Source organism: Lysobacter antibioticus HS124, assembly GCF_000336385.2.
Classification (GTDB): domain Bacteria; phylum Pseudomonadota; class Gammaproteobacteria; order Xanthomonadales; family Xanthomonadaceae; genus Lysobacter; species Lysobacter firmicutimachus.
Map to the genome: position 1 here is coordinate 52,595 of NZ_HG424466.1, position 22,410 is coordinate 75,004.

The window sequence follows — 22,410 nt, forward strand, 5'->3', positions numbered from 1 at the left end:
CGCGCCCAGCGCTCTGACAGGACCCGGCCATGGCCTATTTCGCTTTGCCCGCGATCGAGTTGCCGCGCTACCGCTTCGATTACGGCAGCCGGCTCGACGCCATCTTGCCGGTCGATGCGCCGGGCGTGAGCGCGAGCGCGTCGTTGATCTTGCCGGTGAGCTATCGCCGCCGGGACGGCGGCAGCCAGACCGAGGTCCAGACCACGGTCGAGGTCGTGCAGGGATTGCCGCTGTCGCTGCTCGGCCTGTTCGGCGGCGGCGCCGATGCTCGGCAGCGCGCGCACGGCACGTTGGCGCTGTTCGTCCAGGCGCTGCAATCGATGGAACGGCGCAATCCCCTGGCCGTGCTGGCCGCCAGCGCCGATCGCAGGCACTATCGGCGCGGCGAGTGCGCCGCGGAGAACCTGTACATCGCCTGCCAGTGCCTGGTCGGTCCGTTGGGGCTGGACGCGCTCGGTGGTGCGTCGGCGACCGATCCGGTGCTGTATCGCAGCGTGCGCCGCGCGCTCGAGCGACTGCAACGGATGGCGCGGAACGACGCTCCGGCATCCGCATTGCGATCGCTGACGCCGGCGTTGAGCTACTTCAATGGCCGCATCTACGATGCCGGCGTCTACACGCCGCTCGACGACGCCTGCCGCATGCGCTCGCTCGCGCTGCAGCGCCTGCGCGTCGCGCCCGGCGGCGAATCGCGCTACATGCAATGGATCGCGATGAGCCTGCGCAGCCTGGAGCAACAAGGCATCGCTCATGCCCAGATCGGCGTGGACCCGGATCAGGTCGCTGCGGCCAATGCGGTCGTGGCGGCCTACAACGGCGTCCGCCAGACCGCTTACAAGTTGCTGGTGCGGGTCGCGCCGGGCGCCGGGCCGGGCGGGCTGGCCGAGCAGTTGCGGGCACGCGTCCTGCCGGTGTTCCAGGACCCCGGCCTGAGCGAGGCGATCGGTATCGATCTGCGCGGCTGCGGCGTCGGCGACTATCGCGTCTGGCTGGACTTCCTCGCTGCGCAGTCGACGAGCCTGTCCCAATGCTTCGGCGCCGCCGCGGATGCGCGCGCGTTGCAGTTGTGCAACAGGATCGCTTGCGCCGACGGCGCCGGCCTGGCCGCGGACAACCGCTCGGCGATCGGCTATGCCATGGCCTATGCCCCGCGTCTGCCCGACGCCGGTTTCTACGCGGCTTATGCCGATCGCATATCGGCCGCGCTGGCCCCGGGGCGCGCCGACATCGCCCCGTTGGGCGTGTTCGACACGTTGTTCGGCGCCACCACGCTGAGCATCGATGGTCTGATCCTGCGCCGCTACGAAGCCGGCAGCGAACGCAGTCGCGGTCTGGTCGCCGAAGCCGGCCGGCGCGACACGATGGCGTTGTGCCAGGCCTTGGATCGGCCTTTGCCGGCCGCTGCGGTTTCGCTGCCGCCCGCATCGACGCCGCAGAGCGCCTACGCGACCCTGACCGCAGCGCAGTTCCCGTTCGGGTTCCGCCTCGGCCAGGCCTGCCATTACCGCGGCTACGTCGGGGCCAGGTACCCCTTGCTCGCATTCGATACCCGCCTGGACGAAGGCGCGCCGGCCTGCATCGGCCAGAGCGGGAGCGTCCGGCCCGGCTATGTCGATACCGATGCGCTGCAAGCTCTAGGCGACCGGCTCGCGTTCACCGGTCTGCAGGCGCTGGAACCGGCCCAGATCGATGCCTTGATGGACTTGGTGCGCGGCTCCGATTCGCTCGCCGACCTGCTGAGCCAGGGCCAGAACGTGCTGCAGCCGATGCTGGCCGCGGCGCTGGCGCCGATCGGCCCGGCCCTGAGCTCGGATCAGGGCTATGCCGCGTTCGCCGCCCTGGTCGAGGCGATGGTCGGCGACAGCGCCCTGCGCAGTCTGTGGTTCGACGCCTTGGCGCGGGCCTTGAACCTGTTCATCAACTGGCGCGCCTACCTGCTCGCCAGCGGCGGTCAGGGCGCGACGCATGCCGACGTACAGGACGCCTTCCTGCGCACGGTGCTGTTGCTGGCCTATGCGTTGGTGCCGCTCGATGCCGGAGCCGGAGCGCAGAGCCAGGTCGGCGCGCAACTGCAGCAGCTGGTCGGTGCCGTCGCGGCGGCTTACTGGCAGACCAGCGTCGGCCCGCTGGCCGCCAATACCGACGCGCGCACGAGCACCGTGGCCATCGCCGGCTACAAGGCGCCGGCGTCGGCCGTCACCGTCACGCGCAACGCCGCGCCGGCCTGATCGGCAACCGCATTGCGTATCGAATCCCTTGTAAGACCGGAGTTGGCCATGGACGAGAATCTGCACTGCCTGCTGCACATGGAACTGGAGGGCCTGTTCGACCCGCTGCGCGACGCCGCGGCACCGCCCGCCTGCGTGGCGCCGCCTGCCGCGAGGCCGGCCGGTGCGGATCTGGCAGATACGGATCTGGCCGATACGGATCTGGCCGAAGCCGTGCTCGCGCGCCTGCGCCAGCCCGACATGCGCGCGACGCTGGAGCGGCTGGCCACGCAATTGAGGCTGCACTGACATGGCGCGTACCGAGCTGACCGCCCGGCCGGCCGCAGCGGCCGCGCCGCATCCGGCCACCGTCGCGGCCGCCGCCGCGTCCGTGCCGGCCGCCGAACCGCCGAGCGAACTGGATCGGCAGATCGGCGTGTTCGCGCAGAAATGGTTCGACTTGGACCTGGACGCCGAGAAATGCCGCCAGGTCGCGAACCTGCTGAGCGCCTCGAGCGCGCCGCCGCCTCGCGCCCCGGACCCGGGGCGGATCGTCCAGGCCAAGACCGCCAGCGTGGTCGAGGCCGGGCGCGAGCGGATCCAGAAGGTGATCGAGCAAGGCCTCAATCGAACCCAGGAAACCGTGCGCAGCGCGACCCGCTCCGAACGCGAGGCCGAAGCCAATATTCTCGGCGCGGTCGAACGCGCCACCTCGCTGGAAGACCTGCGCTTGCCCAAGCCGCGGGTCGGCGACGAATCGGCGCAGCCGCCGCTGGCGCAGTTCGCGCATCAGCTGCAACGGTTGATCCGCGCCGAAGTCGACGCCTGCTTCCAGCAGCAGTTCGCGCCGCTGGCGCAGCAACTGCATTCCGTCATCGAAGCCGCGCGCAGCAAGGGACTGCTGCCGCAAGGCACCGAACCCTCGGAGCCGTCGCGATCCGAGCCGGCGAGCAAGGGCGGCAGCGACAACGCGAAAACCGCCGCGAAAACCGATCCGAACAACAATCAAAACAACGCCGGCAAGGCGCCATGATCGGCTTCACAACGCGATAGACGTTTCGTTACTAACCAACGTACGGCATGGGCCGTACACCACTTCAAGGAGTTCACCATGGCTTTCCCGACCGCCGTCAACGACCAAATCACCGATGCCGTCACCCAGTCCAACGTCAAGGTCATCGGCGAAGCGCCCGCCTTCGCGATGGGCTCGATCTACCAGTCGATGGCGCACTCGACGAGCATCCTGTTCGAGAACGCGGTTTCGGCGCAGCAGCAGCAGAACACGCTGTCGCAGGCCGCGACCAACCAGGGCGTGATGCAGATCTACACCGTCGACACGACCGCCGCCGCCGGCGCCACCGAGAAGGTCGCCCAGACCGGCGTGTCCGACAACCTGACCAGCCTGCTGACCGTGCTCAACGCGTTCAAGTAAGCCGAACGGTCCGACCGCTTAGATCGGCCGCGGGGCGCCGGTCAGCCAGTTCCGCTGCCGCCGGCGTCCGCGTCCGATCCGCTTTTCGATAATCGCCAACCGAGGACCTTGTTATGGCCTACCCCACCGCAGTCAACAATCAGATCACCGACGCCGTCACCCAATCCAACGTCAAGGTCGTCGGCGAGGCGCCGGCCTTCGCCATGGGCTCGATGTTCCAGGCCGCCGCGCATTCCACCGGCATCCTGTTCGAGAACGCGGTTTCGGCGCAGCAGCAGCAGAACTCGCTGTCGCAGGCCGCCGCCAACCAGGGCGTGATGCAGATCTACACCGTCGACACCACCGCCGCCGCGGGCGCGACCGAGAAGATCGCCCAGACCGGCGTGGCCGACAACCTGACCAGCCTGATGACGGTGCTGAAGGCGTTCAAGTCGCCGTACGGCTCGTAAGCAGCGCCAAGCGATGCCGGTCCGCTTCGGCGCCGGCATCGTTCCGGCTCCCGCACCGGCGCGCCGTCGCGCACCGCGGCGGACCCAAGCCGATCGCCGGGCTTCGACCGTCGAACTTCGCTCGACGAGCTTCGATCGCTGAGATCCGGCCGCCGGATGACGCCCTCGTCGCAGGCGTCGAAGGCAGACGAAACACCAAGGGGGGCGTTATGGAATCCGCAACCGGCCGCTGCCGCGGCCGTCTCGTGGCCGCAACCACGGCCGCGCGGTACCCGCTATGGGCATGAGCGCCGACGACGGCGTGGCGGTCCGGCGCAGGCGCTGGGGGGTGGACCGCTGCGGTCTGCTGCGCGGGTTGCCGACGGCGCTGCTCGACCAGGTCGCGCGCCACGCCAGCGAGGTCAACCTGGAGGAAGGCGACGCGCTGTTCTTCAAGAACGACCCCAGCGATTTCCTCGCCTTCATCGTCCACGGCCGCATCTACAAGTTGCTGTACGGCCCGGACGGCCAGGAACTGATCGTCGATACGATCGAAAGCGGAGAGACCGTCGACGAGACGCCGCTGCTCGACGCCCATCCGCATACCTTCACCGCGGTGGCCTACAGCCCGACCAAGGTGCTGCTGCTGGCGCGCCGGCATTTTCCGCTGCTGACCGCCGATCCGACGGTGATCGAGCGCGCCCACGCCTCGCTGTGCCTGCGCCTGCGCCACGCGGTCGAGAGCCTGGAAACCATGTGCCTGCACCGGCTGGAGTCGCGCCTGGCGCGCTACTTGCTGTCGCTGATGCGCACTCAGCCGCATGCGCGCGGCGAGGACTTCGAGGTGGCCTTGCCGCCGACCCAGAGCATCCTGGCGGCGATGGTCAACGCCAGCCGGCCGAAGTTGAACGCGCAATTGCAGACCTGGCACCGCAGCGGTCTGGTCAGCCGCAAGCGCAACATCCTGCGCATCAACGACATCGACCAGTTCCGCTGCAAGGCCTACCTCGGCCGCGAGGCCGAGCGCCCGACGTCGCCGCGCGCGCGCGCGGCGGCGGCCCGGCGCAGCGCTTGAGGCGCTGTCGCGGCCCCTATCGCTTCGCCTCCGCGCGATTCACTTCAGCATCGGCCCCAGCACGCTCCACACGTGATCGCGCAGCTTCGGCTGGGCGCTGGCGATCGGGTGCAGGTTGTCGGCCTGGAACGCATTGCGGTCGAGCGCGATCGGTTCGAGCAGGAACGGCAGCAGGGCGGTGCCGTGCTGGCGCGATAGTTCGCGGTAGTTGCGCTCGAAGCCGGCCGTGTACTCCTTGCCGAGGTTGGGCGGCATGCGCATGCCGATCAGCAGCACCTGCGCCTTGGCGGCCTTGGCGGCGAGGATCATGCGTTCCAGGTTGGCCCGGCTTTGCGCCAGTTGCAGGCCGCGCAAGCCGTCGTTGGCGCCCAGTTCGATGACCACCACCGAGGGACGGTTGCGTTGCAGTTCGCCGGCGATGCGCGAGGCGCCGCCGGCGGTGGTCTCGCCGCTGACGCTGGCGTTGACCACCCGCCAGCCCGGGCGGCTGCGGGCGACGCGCTCGGCGGTCAGGGCGACCCAGCCCTGCGCGGCCGCCAGGCCGTAGCCGGCGGACAGCGAATCGCCCATGACCAGCACGCTGCGCGCGGCCTTGGCCGCCGGCGCCGCGGCCGGCGCGCGCGCGGATGTCGACTGGGCCGGCTGGGCCAGGGCCAGCGGCGGGACCAAGCCGGCGGCCAGCAGTGCGGCGGCGGCCAGGGCGCGCGGCCATTGAACACGGCGGCCGGATCCCGCATATCGTGCCCTGGACCGTGATGTCGTGGACCCGACAGGGTTCTTAAGAATCATTTAATAACGTCTCCCGAAGATGCGGCGAGGCAAACATAAGCGCAAACATAAGGGCGATCATGGCAGCTTCCCACCTGGCCGATCCGATCATGGCCGATTCCATCGCCAAAGGCGTCGATGCGGACGCATCCGGGCACGCCGCGGTACGCGCGGCGACGCCGACGTTGCAGGTCGAGCGGCTCGGCAAGACGGTGGTCCTGCCCTCGGGCGAACTCACCATCCTGGACGGGGTCGGCTTTTCGATCGCCAAGGGCGACAGCGTGGCGATCGTCGGCGCGTCCGGCTCGGGCAAGAGCACCTTGTTGTCGCTGATGGCCGGGCTGGATTCGCCCAGCAGCGGCCGAGTGCTGCTCGACGGCGAGGCGATTTCCGCGCTCGACGAGGACGGACGGGCGCGGGTGCGCAGCGAGAAGGTCGGGTTCGTGTTCCAGAGTTTCCAGCTGCTGCCCTCGCTGACCGCGCTGGAGAACGTGATGCTGCCGCTGGAGCTGCGCGGCGATCGCGACGCGCGCGTGCCGGCGCAGGCGATCCTGGCCAAGGTCGGCCTCGGCCAGCGCCTGGACCATTACCCGCGCCAGTTGTCCGGCGGCGAGCAGCAGCGCGTCGCCCTGGCGCGCGCGTTCGTGACCCGGCCGTCGCTGTTGTTCGCCGACGAGCCGACCGGCAATCTCGACACCCACACCGGTCAGGCGATCATCGAGTTGCTGTTCGAACTCAATGCCGACGCCGGCACCACCCTGGTGCTGGTGACCCACGACGACCATCTGGCCGCGCGCTGCCATCGCCGCCTGCGCCTGGACAGCGGCCGGCTGGTGCAGGGATGAGCGGCGCCGTCACCACGTTGGCGATGGCCTGGCGGCAATTGCGCCGCGACCTCAAGGCCGGCGACGTGCGCATCCTGCTGACCGCGCTGATCGTGGCGGTGCTGGCGGTGACCGCGGTCGGCTTCGTCACCGATCGCGCCGAGCGTGCGTTGGCGATCGAGGCCAACCGCCTGCTCGGCGGCGACGCGGTGATCCGCGCCGACCAGCCGATCGCCGGCAAGCTGCGCGATGCCGCGAATGCGCCGGCGCTGCGCCGCGCCGAAGCGACCGAACTGCAGACCATGATCCGGGTCGGCGAGCGCCTGCAGCTCGGCGATCTGCGTGCGCTCGGCCCGGGCTTTCCCTTGCGCGGCAGCTTCCGCATCGCCGAGCGCGCCGGCGGCGCCGAGCGCGACGCCGACGGCGTGCCGGCCCGCGGTACGGTGTGGATGAGCCGCGCCGGCGCCGACACGCTCGGCGCCCGGATCGGCCAGGAAATCGCGATCGGCGACGCGCGCCTGCGCCTGGCGGCGTTGGTGACCCAGGAGCCGGACGCATCGCTGGACTACTTCAACATCGCGCCCAAGGTATTCCTCAACCTGGCCGATCTGCCGTCGACCGGGCTGATCCAGCCCGGCAGCCGGATCCGCTACCGCCTGGTGGTGGCCGGCGCGCCCGGTGCGGTCGAGCGCTTCGTCGCCGCGGCCAAGCCCGCACTGGGCCGCGGGCAGCGCCTGGAGACGATCGCCGATGCGCGACCGGAAGTGCGTTCGGCGCTGGACCGCGCCGGCCGCTTCCTCGGCCTGGCCGCGCTGGTGTCGGTGGTGCTGGCCGCGGTCGCGGTGGCGATGGCCGCGCGCCGGCACAGCGAACGCCATCTGTCCGGCACCGCGGTAATGCGTTGCCTCGGCGCCAGCCAGCGCCGCCTGGTCGGCATCCACGTCGGCGAAATGCTGTTGCTGGGCCTGATCGCCAGCGCGATCGGCGTCGGCCTGGCGTTCGCCTTGCAGTGGGCGATCGGCGGCTGGCTGGAGCAAGCCTTGAAGATGTCGATTCCGGCCGCCGGCTGGCTGCCGGCGCTGCAGGGCCTGGGCGTCGGCCTGGTGGTGTTGCTCGCGTTCGGCGCGCCGCCGGTGCTGGCCTTGCGGCGGGTGCCGGCCTTGCGCGTGCTGCGCCGCGACCTGGACCCGGCCGAGCCCAGCGCTTGGCTGGTGGCGATCGCCGGCCTGCTCGGGCTCGGCGGCCTGCTGTGGTGGAAGGCCGGTTCCGCCACGCTCGGCGCGGCCATGCTCGGCGGCATCGCCGCGACGTTGGCGGTGCTGGCTTTGCTGGCCTGGGCGCTGATCGTGGTGGTGCGCCGACTGCGCTCGCGCCTGCGCGGTAGCCTGCGCTACGGCCTGGCCAACGTCAGCCGCCGCGCCGGCACCAGCATCGCCCAGATCTCCGCCCTGGGCCTGGGCCTGATGGCGCTGCTGTTGCTGACCTTCGTCCGCACCGATCTGCTCGACCGTTGGCAGTTGGCCTTGTCGGCCGATGCGCCGAATCGCTTCATCATCAACGTGCAGCAGGATCAGGTCGCCGACGTGCGCCGCTTCGTCGCCGACCAGGGCCTGGCGGCGCCGACCCTGTTTCCGATGATCCGCGGCCGCCTGACCGAGGTGAACGGCAAGCCCGTCACCGGCGCCGACTACGCCGAGCGCGGCGACCGCGCCAAGCAACTGGCCGAGCGCGAATTCAACCTGTCGGTGGCCGACCGTCTGCGCGCCGACAACAAGGTCGTCGACGGGAAATTCTGGGCGCCGCAGCGCCTGGCCGCGCCGGAGGTCTCGGTCGAAGAGGGCTTCGCCGAAACCTTGGGCTGGAAGGTCGGCGACACGGTCGCCTTCGACATTGCCGGGCAGCTGTTCGAGGCGCGCATCACCAGCCTGCGCAAGGTCGATTGGGAAAGCTTCCGGCCGAACTTTTTCGTCATCGCCTCGCCCGGCTCGATGGACGGCTACGCCGCCAGCTACATCACTGCGATCAGCGTGCCGCCGGCGCGGACCCGCTTCACCTCCGAGCTGGTCGAGCGCTTCCCGAACTTGTCGGTGATCGATATCGAACAGGTGCTCAAGCAGGTGCGCAACACCGCCGACCAGGTCTCGACCGTGGTCGAGGTGGTGTTCTACTTCTCGCTCGCCGCGGGCCTGTTGGTGTTGATGGCCGCGGTCAGCGCGAGCCAGGACGAGCGTCTGCTCGAGGGCGGGGTGATGCGCGTGCTGGGCGGCAGCCGTCGCCAGCTGCGCCTGGCCCAGGCCTCGGAATTTGCCGCGATCGGCCTGTTGTCGGGGCTGACCGCGGCGATCGCGGCCTCGGTGCTGGCCGGCGTGGTCGCGGTGAAGGTGTTCGATCTGCCCTGGCAGTTCGACTGGCGCATGGCCGCCGTCGGCGGCGGCGCCGGCGTCCTGGCGGCGTTGATCGCCGGGTTGTTCGCGACCCGGCGCGTGCTCGACGCGCCGCCGTCGGTGACGTTGCGCGAACTGCAGGGCTGACGCCGCCGCGGGCGCCGCACTCGGCGGCGCCCGCATGGATTCAGGCGCTCAGTTGCGGCTCGGCCTGGAAGCGGCGCGCGTAGCCGCGCTCGTCGGCGACCCGCTCCACTTCGTCGTCGGCGAGATCGGGGGCCGCATAGACCGCATACACCGTGGCGCTGTCGCGGCGACCGATGTGATGCAGCCGGTAGCGCGCGGTACCGCTGCCGGTGTTGGGCGGATAGTGCAGCGGCGGTGCGCCGCCTTCCAGATCGAGTTCGCTGTTGTCGACGGTGCCGCCGACGAAGAGGGCTCGCATCGCGCGGGTCTCCTGTGTGCTGGGCCGTAACGCGATCCTCCCGGGACCGGCGTTGGCGGGCGATGAAGCCGCCGTGCAAAGAACGCAAAACGGCGTCGTCGGCGACGAGACGTTCAGTCCCCGGGCGTCAGATGGCCGGAAAACAGCTTGCGCCGACGCCGGGCGCGCAGCCAGGCGGTCTGCACCAGCAGGGCGGCAGCCAGCGCCAGGGCCAACCAGGCCACCACCGTCGCGCCCGGCCGCGCCGAGGCCGATTGCGCCACGTACACCCCGACCAGCCCCCACAGCGCAGCGAGCACATAGCCGGCGTTGCCGTGCATGCGCGCATTGAGCGCGCTCAGCAGCAGGGCCATCGCCGCCAGCAGAGCCAGGCTCCAGCCCAGCATGCGTTCGATCGGCAGCAATCGATAGGCGACGATGACCTGGGCGGTGTTCAGGAACGCGGCCAACGACAGCCAGCCGGCGTGCAGCGAGACCGGCAATTTGGCCCACCAGGCCTGCGCCGGCAGCGGATCGACGTCGCGCGCCAGCCGCACCGCGGCCCAGGCCAGGCAGGCCAGGGCCAGCCAGATGATCGCCAGGGCCGGCCAGAACCATTGCTGCGAGAACACCGGCATCCACAATGCGGTCAGGGTGAAGCCGGCGGCGACCGCCGGCCGCACCCGGACCAGGGCCGGGGCGTCGCGGTAGCGGCTGCGCGCCTGCCACAGCGCGAACGACAGATCGAGCAGGAAGATCGCGCCCCAGATCGAGAACGCATAACCGGCCGCGACCAGCAAAGTGGGATAGCGGTCGGACAGGCTGCCGTTGTCGGGGCCGAACGCGCCGCGTTGCGAGAACCAGGCCACGACCGGCATCAGGGCCGCGGCGACGATGACGGGCAGGCGCATGCACGGGCCTTTCTGGATACGATGCCGACACCCTAGCCCGGGGCCGCGTAAAATCCTTGCGATGACCGTTCCCGTTCGCTTTCAAGACCGCCCCGATGCGCGCTGACCGCTCCGACGACGCGCTGGACACCCTGTTCCAACCCTTCGCCGACGGACTGCTGCGCTGGCCCGAGCAGGGCGGGGCCCTGTTCCTGCGTGCCCGCGACGGCATCGGCCTGCGCCAGCGGCCGCGTCCGGGCCTGGTCTGCGAGCAGGGCTTCAAGCCCGATGTCGATGCCTTGCACCGCGCCGGCCTGGACACGGTCGATCTGGACGCCCTGGACCCGCAGCAGCGTTACCCATTGGTGCTGGTCTTGCCGCCGCGCCAACGCGAAGAGGCGCGCGCGCTGTATGCGCAGGCGTTGGCGCGCACCGCGCCGGGCGGGCGGGTGGTGGCCTGCTTGCGCAACGACGAGGGCGCGCGCACCGGCGAGGCCGACCTGGGCCTGATCGCCGGCCCGGTCGCCAGCCTGTCCAAGCGCAAGTGCCGCGCCTTCTGGACCGCGCCGCTGCAGGGCCCGGCCGATCCGGCCTTGGCCGAGGCCTGGGCCGGTGCCGACGCGCCGCGCGAGATTCTCGATGGACGCTACCTGAGCCGGCCCGGCGTGTTCGCCTGGGATCGGGTCGATCCCGCCTCGGCCTTGCTCGCCCGGCACCTGCCGGCCGACCTGCGCGGCCGCGCCGCCGATCTCGGCGCCGGCTACGGTTATCTGGCGATGGAATTGCTGGCGCGCTGCCCCGGCATCGTCGCCCTGGACCTGTACGAAGCGCAGTCGCGCGCGCTGGCGCTGGCGCGCGCCAACCTGGCCCGCACGCCCACCGCGGCGGCGCTGGAATTCTTCTGGCACGACGTCACCGCCGGGCTGGAGCGGCGCTACGATGTGATCGTCAGCAATCCGCCGTTCCACGCCCAGGGCCGCGAGGAACGTCCCGACATCGGCCGCCGTTTCATCGCGGTCGCGGCGCAGGCGCTCAATCCCGGCGGCCGGCTGTGGCTGGTCGCCAATCGCCATCTGCCCTACGAGGCCGAACTGGATCGGACCTTCGGCGAAGTGCGTACCGTCGCCCAGCAGGGCGGCTTCAAGATCGTCGAAGTGATCCGCCAGGCAGGCCGCGCATGAAGCTGGTCAAGTTGATCGCCAACCTCGGCTACGGCAGCCGCAAGGACGTGAGCGCGATGTTCCGCGAAGGCCGCATCACCGACGCCGCCGGCGACGTGCTGTACGCCGACGATCAGGTCGCGCACGAGGCGATCCGCCTCGACGGCGAGCCTCTGGACCCGCCGGCCGGCCTGGTGCTGATGCTGCACAAGCCGGTCGGCTACACCTGTTCGACCAAGGACCCGGGGCGGATCGTCTACGACCTGCTGCCGCCGCGCTTCCGCCTGCGCTCGCCGCTGCTGTCGCCGGTCGGCCGGCTCGACCGCGATACCAGCGGACTGTTGTTGATGACCGACGACGGCCAACTGCTGCATCGGATCGTCTCGCCCAAGGCCAGGCTGGCCAAGGTGTACGAGGCCCGTCTCGCCGCCGACCTGCGCGGCGACGAGGGCGCGATCTTCGCCAGCGGCGAGCTGATGCTGGAGTCGGAAAAGACGCCGCTGGCGCCGGCGCAATTGGAATCGCCGGAGCCGCGTTTTGCGCGCCTGACCCTGACCGAAGGCCGCTATCACCAGGTGCGGCGCATGTTCGCCGCGGTCGGCAATCACGTCGAGGCCCTGCACCGCTGCCGCATCGGCGGACTGTCGCTGCAGGATTTGCCGGGCGGGCAATGGCGCACGCTCGACGCTCACGATCTGGAGGTGTTGTTCCGTGGCTGATTCCGCGCCGGCGAGCTCCGCGTCGCCGATCGAGTTCGTGCCGCAGGCGGTGCTGTTCGACATGGACGGGCTGATGCTCGACAGCGAGCAGGCGATGCTGGAGACCTGGCGCGAGGCGGCGCTGACCGAATCCATCGATGCCGACGACGCGGTGTGGCTGAGCATGGTCGGGGTGCACGACCGCGCCAGCTTCGCGATGCTGGTCGAGACCTTCGGCGAAGAGGCGGCGACCCGGCTGCGCGACGCCAGCTACCGCCTGTACGACGCCCGCGTCGCCGCCGGCCTGCCGCGCAAGCGCGGCCTGATCGAACTGCTCGACCTGCTCGACGCCCACGGCGTCCCCAAGGCGGTGGCGACTTCGACCCGGCGCGAGCGGGCCTTGGCCAAGCTGGCCGCCAGCGGCCTGATCGACCGCTTCGCGGTGATCGTCACCGGCAGCGACGTCGAGCACCCCAAGCCGGCGCCGGACATCTACCTGCTGGCGGCGCGCGAGTTGGGTGTCGACCCGGCGCATTGCCTGGTGCTGGAGGATTCCGAGCCGGGCGTGCGCGCCGCGCTGGCCGCCGGCGCCACGCCGATCCAGGTGCCGGACTTGATCGCTCCGGGCGAGGCGCTGCGCGGGTTCGGCCACCGCATCGTCGCGTCCCTGGTGCAGGCGCGCGAATTGCTCGCCGCGGTGCTGGCCGGCCCGGCGCAGCCGGCGCCGGGGCGCTGAGCGCGGGCGGCGTAGCGCAAAGCAAGACGCCCCCCCGGGACCCGTTTCAAGCGGTCGCGAGAGCCTTGGGCGTCCACTGCGTCCACTGCATCTGCGGCGGGTTGCGTGTAGTGCGGCTATCGCTTTGGCTGTGAGCGACGCGGCTTCGCTGCGTCGCGACGCTCGTCGCACCCGCTTGTCTTTCCCCCTGTGAAAAAGGGCAGGGGGATTGCTCTTGCCGTCGCTTCCGCCGCAGCTACGGTCGCGGCCGTCGGCCCAAGCCGGCCGCGAACCTCACTCCGCCGTCAGCTTGCGCCAACCCTCGTGCCCCAGCTGTTCCAGGGTGGCCAGATTGCGTTCGACGATCACGTCCGGGTTCGGAAACGCGGCGACCGCGCGCTCGACGCTGGATTCGCGCAGCAGGTGCAGGGTCGGGTAGGGCGAGCGGTTGGTGCAGTTGCCGATGTCCTCGTAGGCGGTGCCGGCGAACTGGTAGTCGGGGTGGAAGCTGGCGACCTGGATCTCGCCTTCCAGGTCCAAGGCCGCGACCGCGCCGTCGGCGAGGTCGAGGAAATCGTTGAAGTCGAGAAAGTCGCCGAGCACCTGCGGATGCACGATCAGGGTGGTGTCGATCCGTTCCGGATCGCTCTGCTCCAGCAGCACCAGCTCGGACGACAACTCCTCCAGCAACTGCTCCGGCGTGGCCGCCGCGCTGAGCACGAAGCGCACCTGACCCTTGGCCAGCACGGCCTTGGCGAAAGGGCACAGGTTCAGGCCGATCACCGCGCGCTCCAGCCAGCGTCGGGTCGCGGCGATCGGGTCCTCGGCGGTCATGGCGCGAGGGCTCAGTCGCGGAAGTTGTCGTACTGCAGCGGACGCTCGAAGTTGCCGGCCTTCAGCAGGGCGATCGCGGCTTGCAGATCGTCGCGCTTCTTGCCGGTCACGCGCAGCTTGTCGCCGTTGATCTGGGTCTCGACCTTGAGCTTGGCGTCCTTGATCGCCGCGGCGATCTTCTTCGCCAGCTTCTGTTCGATGCCTTGCTGCACGGTGATCTTCTGCCGCGCGCCGGCGAGGTTGGTCTCGACATCGCCGAATTCCAGGCAGCGCGCGTCGATCTGCCGCGCCGACAGGCGCTGGCGCAGGATCACGGTCATCTGCTCGAGCTGGAATTCGCTCGGCGCCGACTGGGTGATCGACTTGTCGTCGAGCACGAACTTGGCGTCCACGCCCTTGAAGTCGAAGCGGGTGCTCAGCTCGCGGTTGGCCTGGTCGACGGCATTGGTGAGTTCGTGGGTGTCGACTTCGGACACGACGTCGAAGGAAGGCATGGCGCACTCGCAAGATAGGGGGGAACGGGGGCCAAGGGTAACGCAAGCGCCATGGCGATATGCACTGTTGCGGCCGATACCGGCGGTTTTTGCCGCTCCGGCGCCCCGGCGCCGGCGGATTGGCCGCTAGAATTCGGGGATTCCCCGTTATCCGGAAGCTTCCATGCTCAAGACCGCCGCCTTCGCCGCGCAGAGCGCGCGCGCCCCGCTGGCCCCGTTCGAGATCGAGCGCCGCGAGCCGGGCCCGACCGACGTCCTGATCGACATCCTCTATTGCGGCGTCTGCCATTCCGACATCCATCAGGCGCGCGGCGAATGGGGCCGCTCGCGGTTTCCGATGGTGCCGGGCCACGAGATCGTCGGCCGGGTCGCCCAGGTCGGCAGCGCGGTGGACAAGTTCCGCACCGGCGACGCGGTCGGCGTAGGCTGTTTCGTCGACTCCTGCCGCGAATGCGCGCAGTGCCGGGCCGGCGAGGAGCAGTACTGCGACCAGGGCATGACCAGCACCTATAACTCCACCGAGCGCGGCAGCGGCGCGCCGACCTACGGCGGCTATTCGACCCGGATCACCGTCGACCAGGACTACGTGCTGCGCATGCCCGAATCGATTCCGCTGGATCGCGCCGCGCCGCTGCTGTGCGCCGGCATCACCACCTATTCGCCGCTGCGCCATTACGGGGTCAAGGCCGGCGACGCGGTCGCGGTGGTCGGCCTCGGCGGCCTGGGCCACATGGCGGTCAAGCTGGCGGCGGCGATGGGCGCGAAAGTGACCGTGTTCAGCACGTCCGAGTCCAAGCGCGAGGCGGCCTTGCAGCTCGGCGCGCAGGCCTTCGCCGCGACCCGCGATCCGGCGGTGTTCAAGACTCTGGCGCGCAGTTTCGATTTCGTCGTCGATACGGTCTCCGGCGAGCACGACTACAACGCCTATCTGAATCTGCTCAAGGTGGACGGCACCATGGTCCTGCTCGGCATTCCCGAGCAGCCCGCGCCGGTCGCGGCCGGCGCGCTGATCGCGCATCGCCGCCGTCTGGCGGGGTCGATGATCGGCGGCATCCGCGAGACCCAGGAAATGCTCGATTTCTGCGCCGAGCACGGCGTGGCCTCGGACATCGAACTGATCGGCATCGACCGGGTCAACGAGGCCTACGAGCGCATGCTCCAGGGCGACGTGCGCTACCGCTTCGTGATCGACATCGCCAGCCTGCGCGGCGCCGGCTGAGGCCGCGGTGCCGGTCCCGCCTGTGGGAGCGGCGTAAGCCGCGACGACCGAAGCGGCTTACCCCGGCACCGCTCGCCGCTGCCGGGCCCCCTGCCGCGGTCACCCGATCGCGCCTGGCGCGGGGCCGAGGACGGAACGCGCCGCTCCGACCCGGCGCTCGCATCGGGCCGGCTTCGGGGCGATGCGCTGACGTGCCCGGCTCCGGCGGTCGCGGCTCACGCCGCTCCTACAAGGGATGGGCTCGGGCGCGTAAGCTGCGGTCATGCCGCTGCTGCTGATTCCATTGGCTTTGCTGGTGCTGGTCCTGCTGTGGGCGTTGCTGGTGCCGCTCGGGCTGGTCCTGCGCTACCGCGCCGGCAGTGCGCGTCGGCGCGCCGTGCCCTGGGCGTTGGGCCTGGCGGTCGCGCTGTCGTTGCCTTCGCTGCTGTTGTTCTTCGCCGGTGCCTGGACGGTCGGGCATTGGGTTGAGGACGCCACGGTGTTCGCCGCGGCCGGTTGGCTGGCCGGGCTCGCGACCGGCGTGCTGGGACTGGCCCTGACTCGCTTCGAACCGACTGCGGGCGGGCTGTACTACACGCCCAATCGCTGGCTGGTGTTGAGCCTGACCCTGATCGTCGCCGCGCGCGTGGCGATCGGCCTGTGGCAGGCGGCGCATGCTTGGGGCGATGCACCCGCCGCGGCGTGGTGGCCGCGCCAAGGTGGGCTGTTCGCGGTCGGCGGGTTGTTGCTCGGCCACTACCAGGCTTATGCGCTGGGGCTGCGGCGGCGTCTGCGGCGTGCCGACTTGCGCGGCTGAGGCCCTGCACGCCTCGCCCGAAGACGGATGACGACCATCGCGCCGCGCGGCATGATGGGGTCGTCCACGCGATTGTTTTCGATCATGCCTTCTCCTCGCTTCCACGGCCCGCCGCGCGCGCCGCGTCCCGTCTTCGCGCCGGCGTGCGCGCCATGACCGCGGCCCATCCGCACCGCGGCCGCGCGGTCGCCACCATGCTGGTCGCGGTGGTGATGTTCTCGCTGATGGACGCGATCCTGAAACTCTTGTCCGAGCACTACCCGCCGTTCCAGGTCGCGGCCCTGCGCGGCGTCTCGTCGTTGCCGTTCGTGTTGACCTGGGCCCTGGCCAGCGCCGGCTGGCGGCCCTTGGTGCGGGTGCGCTGGCCGCTGCACCTGCTGCGCGGGGTGCTCGGCGTCGGCATGATGGCCTGCTTCGTCTACGGCGTGAACCGGCTGCCCTTGTCGAGCGCGTACTCGATCTTCTTCATCGCGCCGTTGCTGATCACCGCGCTGTCCGGGCCGATCCTCGGCGAGCGGGTCGGCCCGCGCCGCTGGGTCGCGATCGGCATCGGCCTGCTCGGCGTGCTGGTGCTGTTGCGGCCCACCGGCGAGGGCATGATGAGCCTGGCCGCGTTGGGCATTCTCGGCGCGGCGCTGGGCTATGCGGTCAGCGCGATCACCGTGCGCCTGCTGGCGCGCACCGACAGCACCCAGGCGATGATGGTCTGGCTGATGGTCATGATCACGCTGGGAGCGGGCGCGTTGGCGTGGCCGGAGTGGACGCCGATCCAATCGCGCGACCTGTGGCTGATCGCCGGGCTGGGCGTGGCCGGTTCGATCGGCCAGTACGCGGTCACCGAGGCGTTCCGCCTGGGCGAGGCCTCGCTGATCGCGCCGCTGGAGTACACCGCCCTGATCTGGGGCGTGCTGCTCGACCTCAGCCTGTGGGGCGTGCTGCCCGATTCGGTGACCTGGCTGGGCGCGGCGATCATCGTCGCCAGCGGCCTGTACCTGCTGCGGCGCGAAAGCGTCCACGCCGAATCCGAACATCCCTGAGCCGCGCGCGGCGGCGCCCGAAAAAACGATGCGCAAAAAACAACGGGCCCCCGAAGGAGCCCGTTGTCGCGTTTCCGATCGGACATGCCGATCGGGCGCACCGATCAGAAGCGCGCGCCGATGCCCACGCCCAGGGTGATCGGGTTGAGCTCGGCTTCGCCGACCTTGACGCCGTTCAGCTTCACGTCCGACTTGCTGCCCTGCATGTAGCGCACATCGGCGCGGGCGAACCAGGTCGGGTTGATGTTGAGGTCGACGCCGGCGGTGGCGATGCCGCCCTTGGCGTTCTCCACGCCCAGGCGCTGGCCGCCGAGCAGCTTCTCGCCGCTGTAGTTGGCCTGGTAGTAGCCCAGGCCCACGAACGGACGCACGATGCTGTCGGCGCCGCGGAAGTGGTACTGGCCGCTCAGCGCGACCGGCTGCGAATCGACGCTGCCGATCTTGCCGCCGCCGCTGTTGACGCGGTGACCGAACTTGTCGGCCGCGCCCCAGGCTTCGATGGCGATGTTGTCGTTGATGTAGTAGCTGGCGCTCAGCGTCGCGGCGCCGTCGCCGTCGAGGTCGCTGCGCACGCCGCCGATCTGCGGATTCTTGGTCGGCTGGGTCAGCGCGTAGCCGCCGACGACGGCGAAACGCTTGCCGCTGGCGGTATCGGTGGAAGCGGCATCCTGAGCGAAGGCGGCCGGGGCGAAGGCCATGGCACCCATCAGGGCAAGGGTCAAATGACGAAAGCGGTTCATGGAGTCGACTCCTGTTGTTGTGGTGTTGCTGACGCCTTGGGGGAGGCGGGCACAAGGTAGCGACGCTTGCATGAACCGAACTTGCCGCGCGAACGAAAGTGAAGGAACTTTCACGCGAACATCGTGTTAAAGGCGGTTTTTCCGCGGAAAAAGTGAATTCAATGAACACATGAGTGCTTGTGTTGCGCCTCATGGCTCGCGTACGCGGGCCCGCGCAGCTCTGCGTCGATCCGTTGCGATGAGCTGGAAAAACGCCTGTTTTCAGGCGGTTTCATGCGGGCGGCGAAATGTTGCGTGCTTCGTTTAACAAAACGCACCTCGTCGTTCGTGCATGAAATGTGTGGATTGCGAGCGCATGCGGCAAACGCCGAGCGCAGGAACCTGTCGATGAATCGGGCATGACCGCAGGCCTGCGCAGCGCCGCTTCGAAGCCGCCGCGGCGTCGCATGCGGGCGTTCGAGGAGGGGACGATCGCGACGCGTTCGGCGCCGGGATCTCCGCCGCAGCCCAGGACTTGGCCTCTCGTCACCCGATGCGAGGGATGCGGGCGATCGAGCCGAGGGCCCAACCCCTGCGTCCCTGTCCACGGCGGTCGGCAAGACCGCACGCACCGGCCATTGCGGGCCTGCTGCTGCGCCATGACGAAGGTCATGCCGCCGACCGGCACGGGACGCGGCGGCCGCGCGCGCGGCACACTGGCGCCACTTCACCGTCAAGGATCCGGCGATGCGTCCCCTGCAAGCGCTCCGACTGACCGCTCTGGCCGCAGCGACGCTGGCCTGCGGCTCGGCTTTCGCGACCAACATCAAGGTCGACTCCGAGTGCAACATTGACAGCGATTACCACCTGACCCTCAACGAGCGCAGCCTGATCCTGACCCGCGAGAGCGGCGCACCGAAGGCGATCGTGATGCGCCAGGGGCGGATGTTCGTCGACGACCGCTGGGTGACGCTGAGCGCCGACGACTCGCGTCGCCTGGCCGAGTTCGAGCGCGGCACCCGCGCGGCGATGGTCGAGGCCCAGCACATCGGCCGCGAGGCGGCCTATATCGCGTTCACCGCGCTGGGCGAGGTCGCCGCCACGCTCGGCGACCATCCCGAGCGCACCCGCGGCCAGATCGAGAAGGCCCGGCGCGAGCTCGACGCGCGGCTGAGCCAGGCCATCACGCCGACCCGTTTCAGCGGCAAGGCGCTCGGCGACGGCATCGGCGACGCGCTCGGCGATGCCCTGCCGGCGGTGCTCGGCGACGTGGTCGGCGGCGCGGTCAGCGCGGCCTTCAGCGGCGATCTGGAACGCTTCAAGCGCCTGGAACAGCTCGACGCCAAGATCGAGGCCGCGGTGCAGCCGCGCGCCAAGGCGCTGGAGCGCAGCGCCGACGGCCTGTGCCGGCGGATGGGCGAGCTGGACAAGCTCGAAGACGCCCTCTCGTACCGTTACGAGGGCGGAGCGCTGGGCCTGCTGCGGGTCGAACACACGCCGAAACAGCCCTGAGCGGCGGCAATACCGGGGCGTACGCTGACCCGTCCCGAGGGCGACTTTGTGCCGCTTAGGCCTTTAGTACGCCCCGCCCGGCAACGCGGTTGGCGTGACCGCCTGCAAACGCCACAATAGGGTTTTCGCGCATTGCGGAGCCCCACGAAATGGCTGAGTTGAAGGAAGCACGCGTCCCCGATATCGGCGACTACGACGGCGTACCCGTCATCGAACTGCTGGTCGCGGTCGGCGACACGGTGACCCGGGACCAGAGCCTGGTCACGCTGGAATCCGACAAGGCCACCATGGAAGTGCCGGCGCCGTTCGCCGGCATCGTGCGCGAACTCAAGGTCAAGATCGGCGACGAGCTGTCGGAAGGCAGCGTGGTGGCGCTGATCGAGGTCGCCGACGGCGAGGCCAAACCGGCGCCGGCGCAAGCGGCGGCTCAGCCGGCCGCCGCGGCCGCTCCGGCCAAGGTCGAAGCCCCGGCCAAGAGCGAACCGGCCCCGGCCAAGGCCGCCGCGCCGACTCCGCCGGCGGTCCTGGCCGGCGCCGGCCAGAACACCGACCCGGAAGCCATGCCGCCGCGCAGCCCGCCGGTGGCCTTCACCGCCGACGAACTGATGCCGGACAAGGTGCCCTACGCCAGCCCGGCGGTGCGCTTGTTCGCGCGCGAGTTGGGCGTCGACCTGGCCCGCGTCACCGGCAGTTCGCGCGGCGGCCGGATCAGCAAGGAAGACGTGCAGTCCTTCGTCAAGGGCGTCATGCAGTCGGCGGTCGCGCCGGGCGCACCGGCCGGCGCCGCGCCGTCGCTGGGCGGCGGCCTCAACCTGCTGCCGTGGCCGAAGGTCGACTTCAGCAAGTTCGGCGAAACCGAAACCAAGCCGCTGACCCGCATCCAGAAGCTCTCCGGCGCCAACCTGGCGCGCAATTGGGCGATGATCCCGCACGTCACCCAGCACGACGACGCCGACATCACCGACCTGGAAGCGCTGCGCGTGGCGCTGAACAAGGAAAACGAGAAGGCCGGCATCAAGCTGACCATGCTCGCGTTCCTGATGAAGGCCTCGGTGTCGGCGCTGCAGAAGTTCCCGACCTTCAACGCCTCGCTCGATGCGACCGGCGACAACCTGACCCTGAAGAAGTACTTCCACATCGGCTTCGCCGCGGACACCCCGAACGGCCTGGTCGTGCCGGTGGTGCGCGACTGCGACAAGAAGGGCGTGCTGCAGATCGCCAAGGAAACCGGCGAACTCGCCGCCAAGGCGCGCGACGGCAAGCTCGGCCCGGCCGACATGAGCGGCGGCTGTTTCTCGATCAGCTCGCTCGGCGGCATCGGCGGTACCGCGTTCACCCCGATCGTCAACGCGCCGGAAGTGGCGATCCTGGGCGTGTCCAAGTCGGCGACCAAGCCGGTCTGGGACGGCAAGCAGTTCACGCCGCGCCTGATCCTGCCGCTGTCGCTGTCCTACGATCATCGCGTGATCGACGGCGCCGCCGCCGCCCGTTTCACCGCCTACCTGGGCCAACTGCTCGGCGACATGCGCCGCGTGCTGCTGTAAAAGCGTTCGTCGGGACCGGCGCGGCTCGCCGCCGCCGGTCGCACGGCGCCCTGCGCGCCGCCGATCGCTTCCAGCCCCCGACGTCCTACAGGAATGCCCGACGCCATGAGCCGCCACGCCCTCGCTTCCGCCTCCCGCCGTCCGCGTCGCCGCGGCCTTTCCGTCTGCGCCCTGGCCGCACTGCTGTCGGTCGCGCCGCTGGCGCAGGCCGAGGACGATTGCCGGGTCGCGCTCGGCCGCGGCTGGCCGCCGGCGACCGAGAACCACGGCTCGGCGGTGGAGCAACTGCTCGCGGCCAAGGCCGCGCCGCAGCTGAGCCTGACCTACCTGCCGGCGCGCGGCGCCGAAAGCGGCCTGCTGCTGATCCCCGGCGACGGCGACTGGACCCTGCGCCATGCCGCGGCCAGCGAGCGCGTCGCGGCGTGGGCGTCCTCGCGCAACGGCGGCGCCCTGCAACTGCGCGTGGACCAGGAGGTCGAGAACGAAGAGGCGCCGATCCCGGCGCCGCTGGCGCAGCGCTTGGTCGCCAGTTGGAAACGTGCCTTGGCGACCATCGTGCCGGAAGACCGCGGCGCGGAGTTCACCGACAAGGACCAGTTGCTGTTCGTGGTCGACGGCCTGCGCGTCAGCGGCCTGCGCCCGGACTGCGGGGTGGGCGAGCTGATGATGGATCAGGCCGGCCTGCTGACCGAGGCCTCGAACGAAAGCGCCTCCAAGCGCGAGCGCCGCTGGCGCGAGCTGGAGGAGTCGCTGGACGAGCTCGACCGCCGCCTGAGCGAGGCATCCGCGCCGCCGGCCGGCTGAGCGCGACGCCGCGACGGCCGCGCGCCGTCCCCCACCCGCGAGCGCGGCCGGCCCCGCCGCCTCGCCACCGAGATACGAATCAAAGGAATCCAGCGCCATGGCCAGCAGCATCGAAGTAAAGGTCCCCGACATCGGCGATTACGACGACGTACCCGTGATCGAATTGCTGGTCGCGGTCGGCGACACGGTCAAGAAGGACCAGAGCCTGGTCACCCTGGAGTCGGACAAGGCGACGATGGAAGTGCCCTCGTCGGCCGACGGCGTGGTCAAGTCGCTCAACGTCAAGGTCGGCGACAAGGTCTCCGAGGGCGCGGTCATCGCCATCCTCGAAAGTGCTGACCTCGAAAGTGCCGATAGCGCCCATGGCGCAGCGGCCAAGCCGGCCGCTGCCGCCCCCGCCGCGGAAACCCAGCCCGCGCCGGCCGCCGCCGCGCCGGTCCAGGCGC

24 protein-coding genes are annotated in these 22,410 nt (G+C 70.2%); 18 read left to right on the forward strand and 6 right to left on the reverse strand.

Annotated features, from left to right (window positions below; genetic code table 11):
- The first annotated feature begins 29 nt into the window (after positions 1-29).
- The 6 genes from TX83_RS06195 (at position 30) to TX83_RS06220 (ending at position 5,142) form a co-directional block, all read left to right on the forward strand.
- Positions 30-2,228 carry a hypothetical protein gene (locus TX83_RS06195; protein WP_064747067.1) on the forward strand — a complete coding sequence of 733 codons (2,199 nt, stop codon included), beginning with the start codon at positions 30-32 and terminating at the stop codon, positions 2,226-2,228.
- Between the two features lie 48 nt (positions 2,229-2,276).
- Positions 2,277-2,516, forward strand: a complete 240-nt coding sequence (locus tag TX83_RS06200; protein ID WP_064747068.1) for a hypothetical protein — start codon at positions 2,277-2,279, stop codon at positions 2,514-2,516.
- 1 nt (position 2,517) lies between these two features.
- Positions 2,518-3,240, forward strand: coding sequence for a hypothetical protein (locus TX83_RS06205; protein WP_064747069.1), 723 nt, complete (start codon positions 2,518-2,520; stop codon positions 3,238-3,240).
- A gap of 78 nt (positions 3,241-3,318) precedes the next feature.
- Complete coding sequence (locus tag TX83_RS06210; RefSeq protein WP_064747070.1) at positions 3,319-3,639, forward strand: RebB family R body protein; 321 nt, start codon at positions 3,319-3,321, stop codon at positions 3,637-3,639.
- Positions 3,640-3,752: 113 nt separating this feature from the next.
- Positions 3,753-4,088, forward strand: a complete 336-nt coding sequence (locus TX83_RS06215; protein WP_064747071.1) for a RebB family R body protein — start codon at positions 3,753-3,755, stop codon at positions 4,086-4,088.
- A gap of 283 nt (positions 4,089-4,371) precedes the next feature.
- A complete protein-coding gene (locus tag TX83_RS06220; protein WP_075575027.1) occupies positions 4,372-5,142 on the forward strand; it encodes a Crp/Fnr family transcriptional regulator in 771 nt (256 codons plus the stop codon).
- A gap of 39 nt (positions 5,143-5,181) precedes the next feature.
- Here TX83_RS06220 and TX83_RS06225 read toward each other — a convergent pair whose 3' ends face one another.
- Complete coding sequence (locus TX83_RS06225) at positions 5,182-5,811, reverse strand: arylesterase (RefSeq protein WP_261370037.1); 630 nt, start codon at positions 5,809-5,811, stop codon at positions 5,182-5,184.
- Between the two features lie 179 nt (positions 5,812-5,990).
- On the opposite strand from TX83_RS06225, the gene TX83_RS06230 reads away from it, so the two are divergent.
- Both TX83_RS06230 and TX83_RS06235 read left to right on the forward strand, forming a co-directional pair.
- Positions 5,991-6,755 (forward strand): ABC transporter ATP-binding protein, encoded by a 765-nt coding sequence (locus TX83_RS06230; RefSeq protein ID WP_261370038.1) that lies wholly within the window; start codon positions 5,991-5,993, stop codon positions 6,753-6,755.
- Positions 6,752-9,265, forward strand: a complete 2,514-nt coding sequence (locus TX83_RS06235; RefSeq protein ID WP_064747072.1) for an ABC transporter permease — start codon at positions 6,752-6,754, stop codon at positions 9,263-9,265. The genes TX83_RS06230 and TX83_RS06235 overlap by 4 nt, the downstream gene beginning before the upstream one ends.
- Before the next feature lie 40 nt (positions 9,266-9,305).
- On the opposite strand, the gene TX83_RS06240 is transcribed toward TX83_RS06235, so the two are convergent.
- On the reverse strand, positions 9,306-9,563 hold the full coding sequence (locus TX83_RS06240; RefSeq protein WP_064747073.1) for a hypothetical protein: 258 nt from the start codon (positions 9,561-9,563) through the stop codon (positions 9,306-9,308).
- A 113-nt stretch (positions 9,564-9,676) separates the two neighbouring features.
- On the reverse strand, positions 9,677-10,453 hold the full coding sequence (locus TX83_RS06245; protein WP_064747074.1) for a hypothetical protein: 777 nt from the start codon (positions 10,451-10,453) through the stop codon (positions 9,677-9,679).
- Between the two features lie 95 nt (positions 10,454-10,548).
- Here TX83_RS06245 and TX83_RS06250 point away from each other — a divergent pair, with 95 nt between their 5' ends.
- Genes TX83_RS06250 through TX83_RS06260 form a run of 3 tightly spaced genes read left to right on the forward strand, consistent with a single transcriptional unit; the run spans position 10,549 to position 13,026 of the window.
- The gene (locus tag TX83_RS06250; RefSeq protein ID WP_064747075.1) at positions 10,549-11,613 is read left to right on the forward strand and encodes a class I SAM-dependent methyltransferase; all 1,065 of its coding nucleotides are present in this window, start codon (positions 10,549-10,551) and stop codon (positions 11,611-11,613) included.
- Entirely contained in the window at positions 11,610-12,311 is a 702-nt protein-coding gene (locus tag TX83_RS06255; protein ID WP_064747076.1) for a pseudouridine synthase, read from the forward strand. The genes TX83_RS06250 and TX83_RS06255 overlap by 4 nt, the downstream gene beginning before the upstream one ends.
- On the forward strand, positions 12,304-13,026 hold the full coding sequence (locus TX83_RS06260) for an HAD family hydrolase (protein WP_261370039.1): 723 nt from the start codon (positions 12,304-12,306) through the stop codon (positions 13,024-13,026). The genes TX83_RS06255 and TX83_RS06260 overlap by 8 nt, the downstream gene beginning before the upstream one ends.
- A gap of 273 nt (positions 13,027-13,299) precedes the next feature.
- Here TX83_RS06260 and TX83_RS06265 read toward each other — a convergent pair whose 3' ends face one another.
- Together TX83_RS06265 and TX83_RS06270 are read right to left on the reverse strand one after the other, a co-directional pair.
- Positions 13,300-13,839 carry a DUF1415 domain-containing protein gene (locus TX83_RS06265; protein WP_064747077.1) on the reverse strand — a complete coding sequence of 180 codons (540 nt, stop codon included), beginning with the start codon at positions 13,837-13,839 and terminating at the stop codon, positions 13,300-13,302.
- An 11-nt stretch (positions 13,840-13,850) separates the two neighbouring features.
- A complete protein-coding gene (locus TX83_RS06270) occupies positions 13,851-14,333 on the reverse strand; it encodes a YajQ family cyclic di-GMP-binding protein (protein ID WP_064747078.1) in 483 nt (160 codons plus the stop codon).
- 163 nt (positions 14,334-14,496) lie between these two features.
- Between TX83_RS06270 and TX83_RS06275 the strand changes: the two genes are divergently transcribed.
- From TX83_RS06275 to TX83_RS06285, 3 genes are all read left to right on the forward strand, one after another.
- Positions 14,497-15,552, forward strand: a complete 1,056-nt coding sequence (locus TX83_RS06275) for an NAD(P)-dependent alcohol dehydrogenase (protein ID WP_064747079.1) — start codon at positions 14,497-14,499, stop codon at positions 15,550-15,552.
- Positions 15,553-15,814: 262 nt separating this feature from the next.
- The gene (locus tag TX83_RS06280; protein ID WP_064747080.1) at positions 15,815-16,348 is read left to right on the forward strand and encodes a hypothetical protein; all 534 of its coding nucleotides are present in this window, start codon (positions 15,815-15,817) and stop codon (positions 16,346-16,348) included.
- A 152-nt stretch (positions 16,349-16,500) separates the two neighbouring features.
- Positions 16,501-17,385, forward strand: coding sequence for a DMT family transporter (locus TX83_RS06285; RefSeq protein ID WP_261370040.1), 885 nt, complete (start codon positions 16,501-16,503; stop codon positions 17,383-17,385).
- A 104-nt stretch (positions 17,386-17,489) separates the two neighbouring features.
- On the opposite strand, the gene TX83_RS06290 is transcribed toward TX83_RS06285, so the two are convergent.
- The gene (locus tag TX83_RS06290; protein ID WP_064747081.1) at positions 17,490-18,125 is read right to left on the reverse strand and encodes an OmpW/AlkL family protein; all 636 of its coding nucleotides are present in this window, start codon (positions 18,123-18,125) and stop codon (positions 17,490-17,492) included.
- A 726-nt stretch (positions 18,126-18,851) separates the two neighbouring features.
- Between TX83_RS06290 and TX83_RS06295 the strand changes: the two genes are divergently transcribed.
- The 4 genes from TX83_RS06295 to TX83_RS06310 form a co-directional block, all read left to right on the forward strand.
- Positions 18,852-19,616: a DUF2884 family protein gene (locus tag TX83_RS06295; protein WP_064747082.1), complete on the forward strand. Its 765-nt coding sequence runs from the start codon at positions 18,852-18,854 to the stop codon at positions 19,614-19,616.
- A 149-nt stretch (positions 19,617-19,765) separates the two neighbouring features.
- Positions 19,766-21,160 carry a dihydrolipoyllysine-residue acetyltransferase gene (gene aceF, locus TX83_RS06300; RefSeq protein ID WP_075575028.1) on the forward strand — a complete coding sequence of 465 codons (1,395 nt, stop codon included), beginning with the start codon at positions 19,766-19,768 and terminating at the stop codon, positions 21,158-21,160.
- A 105-nt stretch (positions 21,161-21,265) separates the two neighbouring features.
- The gene (locus TX83_RS06305) at positions 21,266-21,964 is read left to right on the forward strand and encodes a hypothetical protein (RefSeq protein WP_261370041.1); all 699 of its coding nucleotides are present in this window, start codon (positions 21,266-21,268) and stop codon (positions 21,962-21,964) included.
- A 97-nt stretch (positions 21,965-22,061) separates the two neighbouring features.
- Positions 22,062-22,410, forward strand: a 349-nt coding sequence (locus TX83_RS06310; RefSeq protein WP_141233392.1) for a biotin/lipoyl-containing protein, incomplete at its 3' end; no start/stop codon positions are given.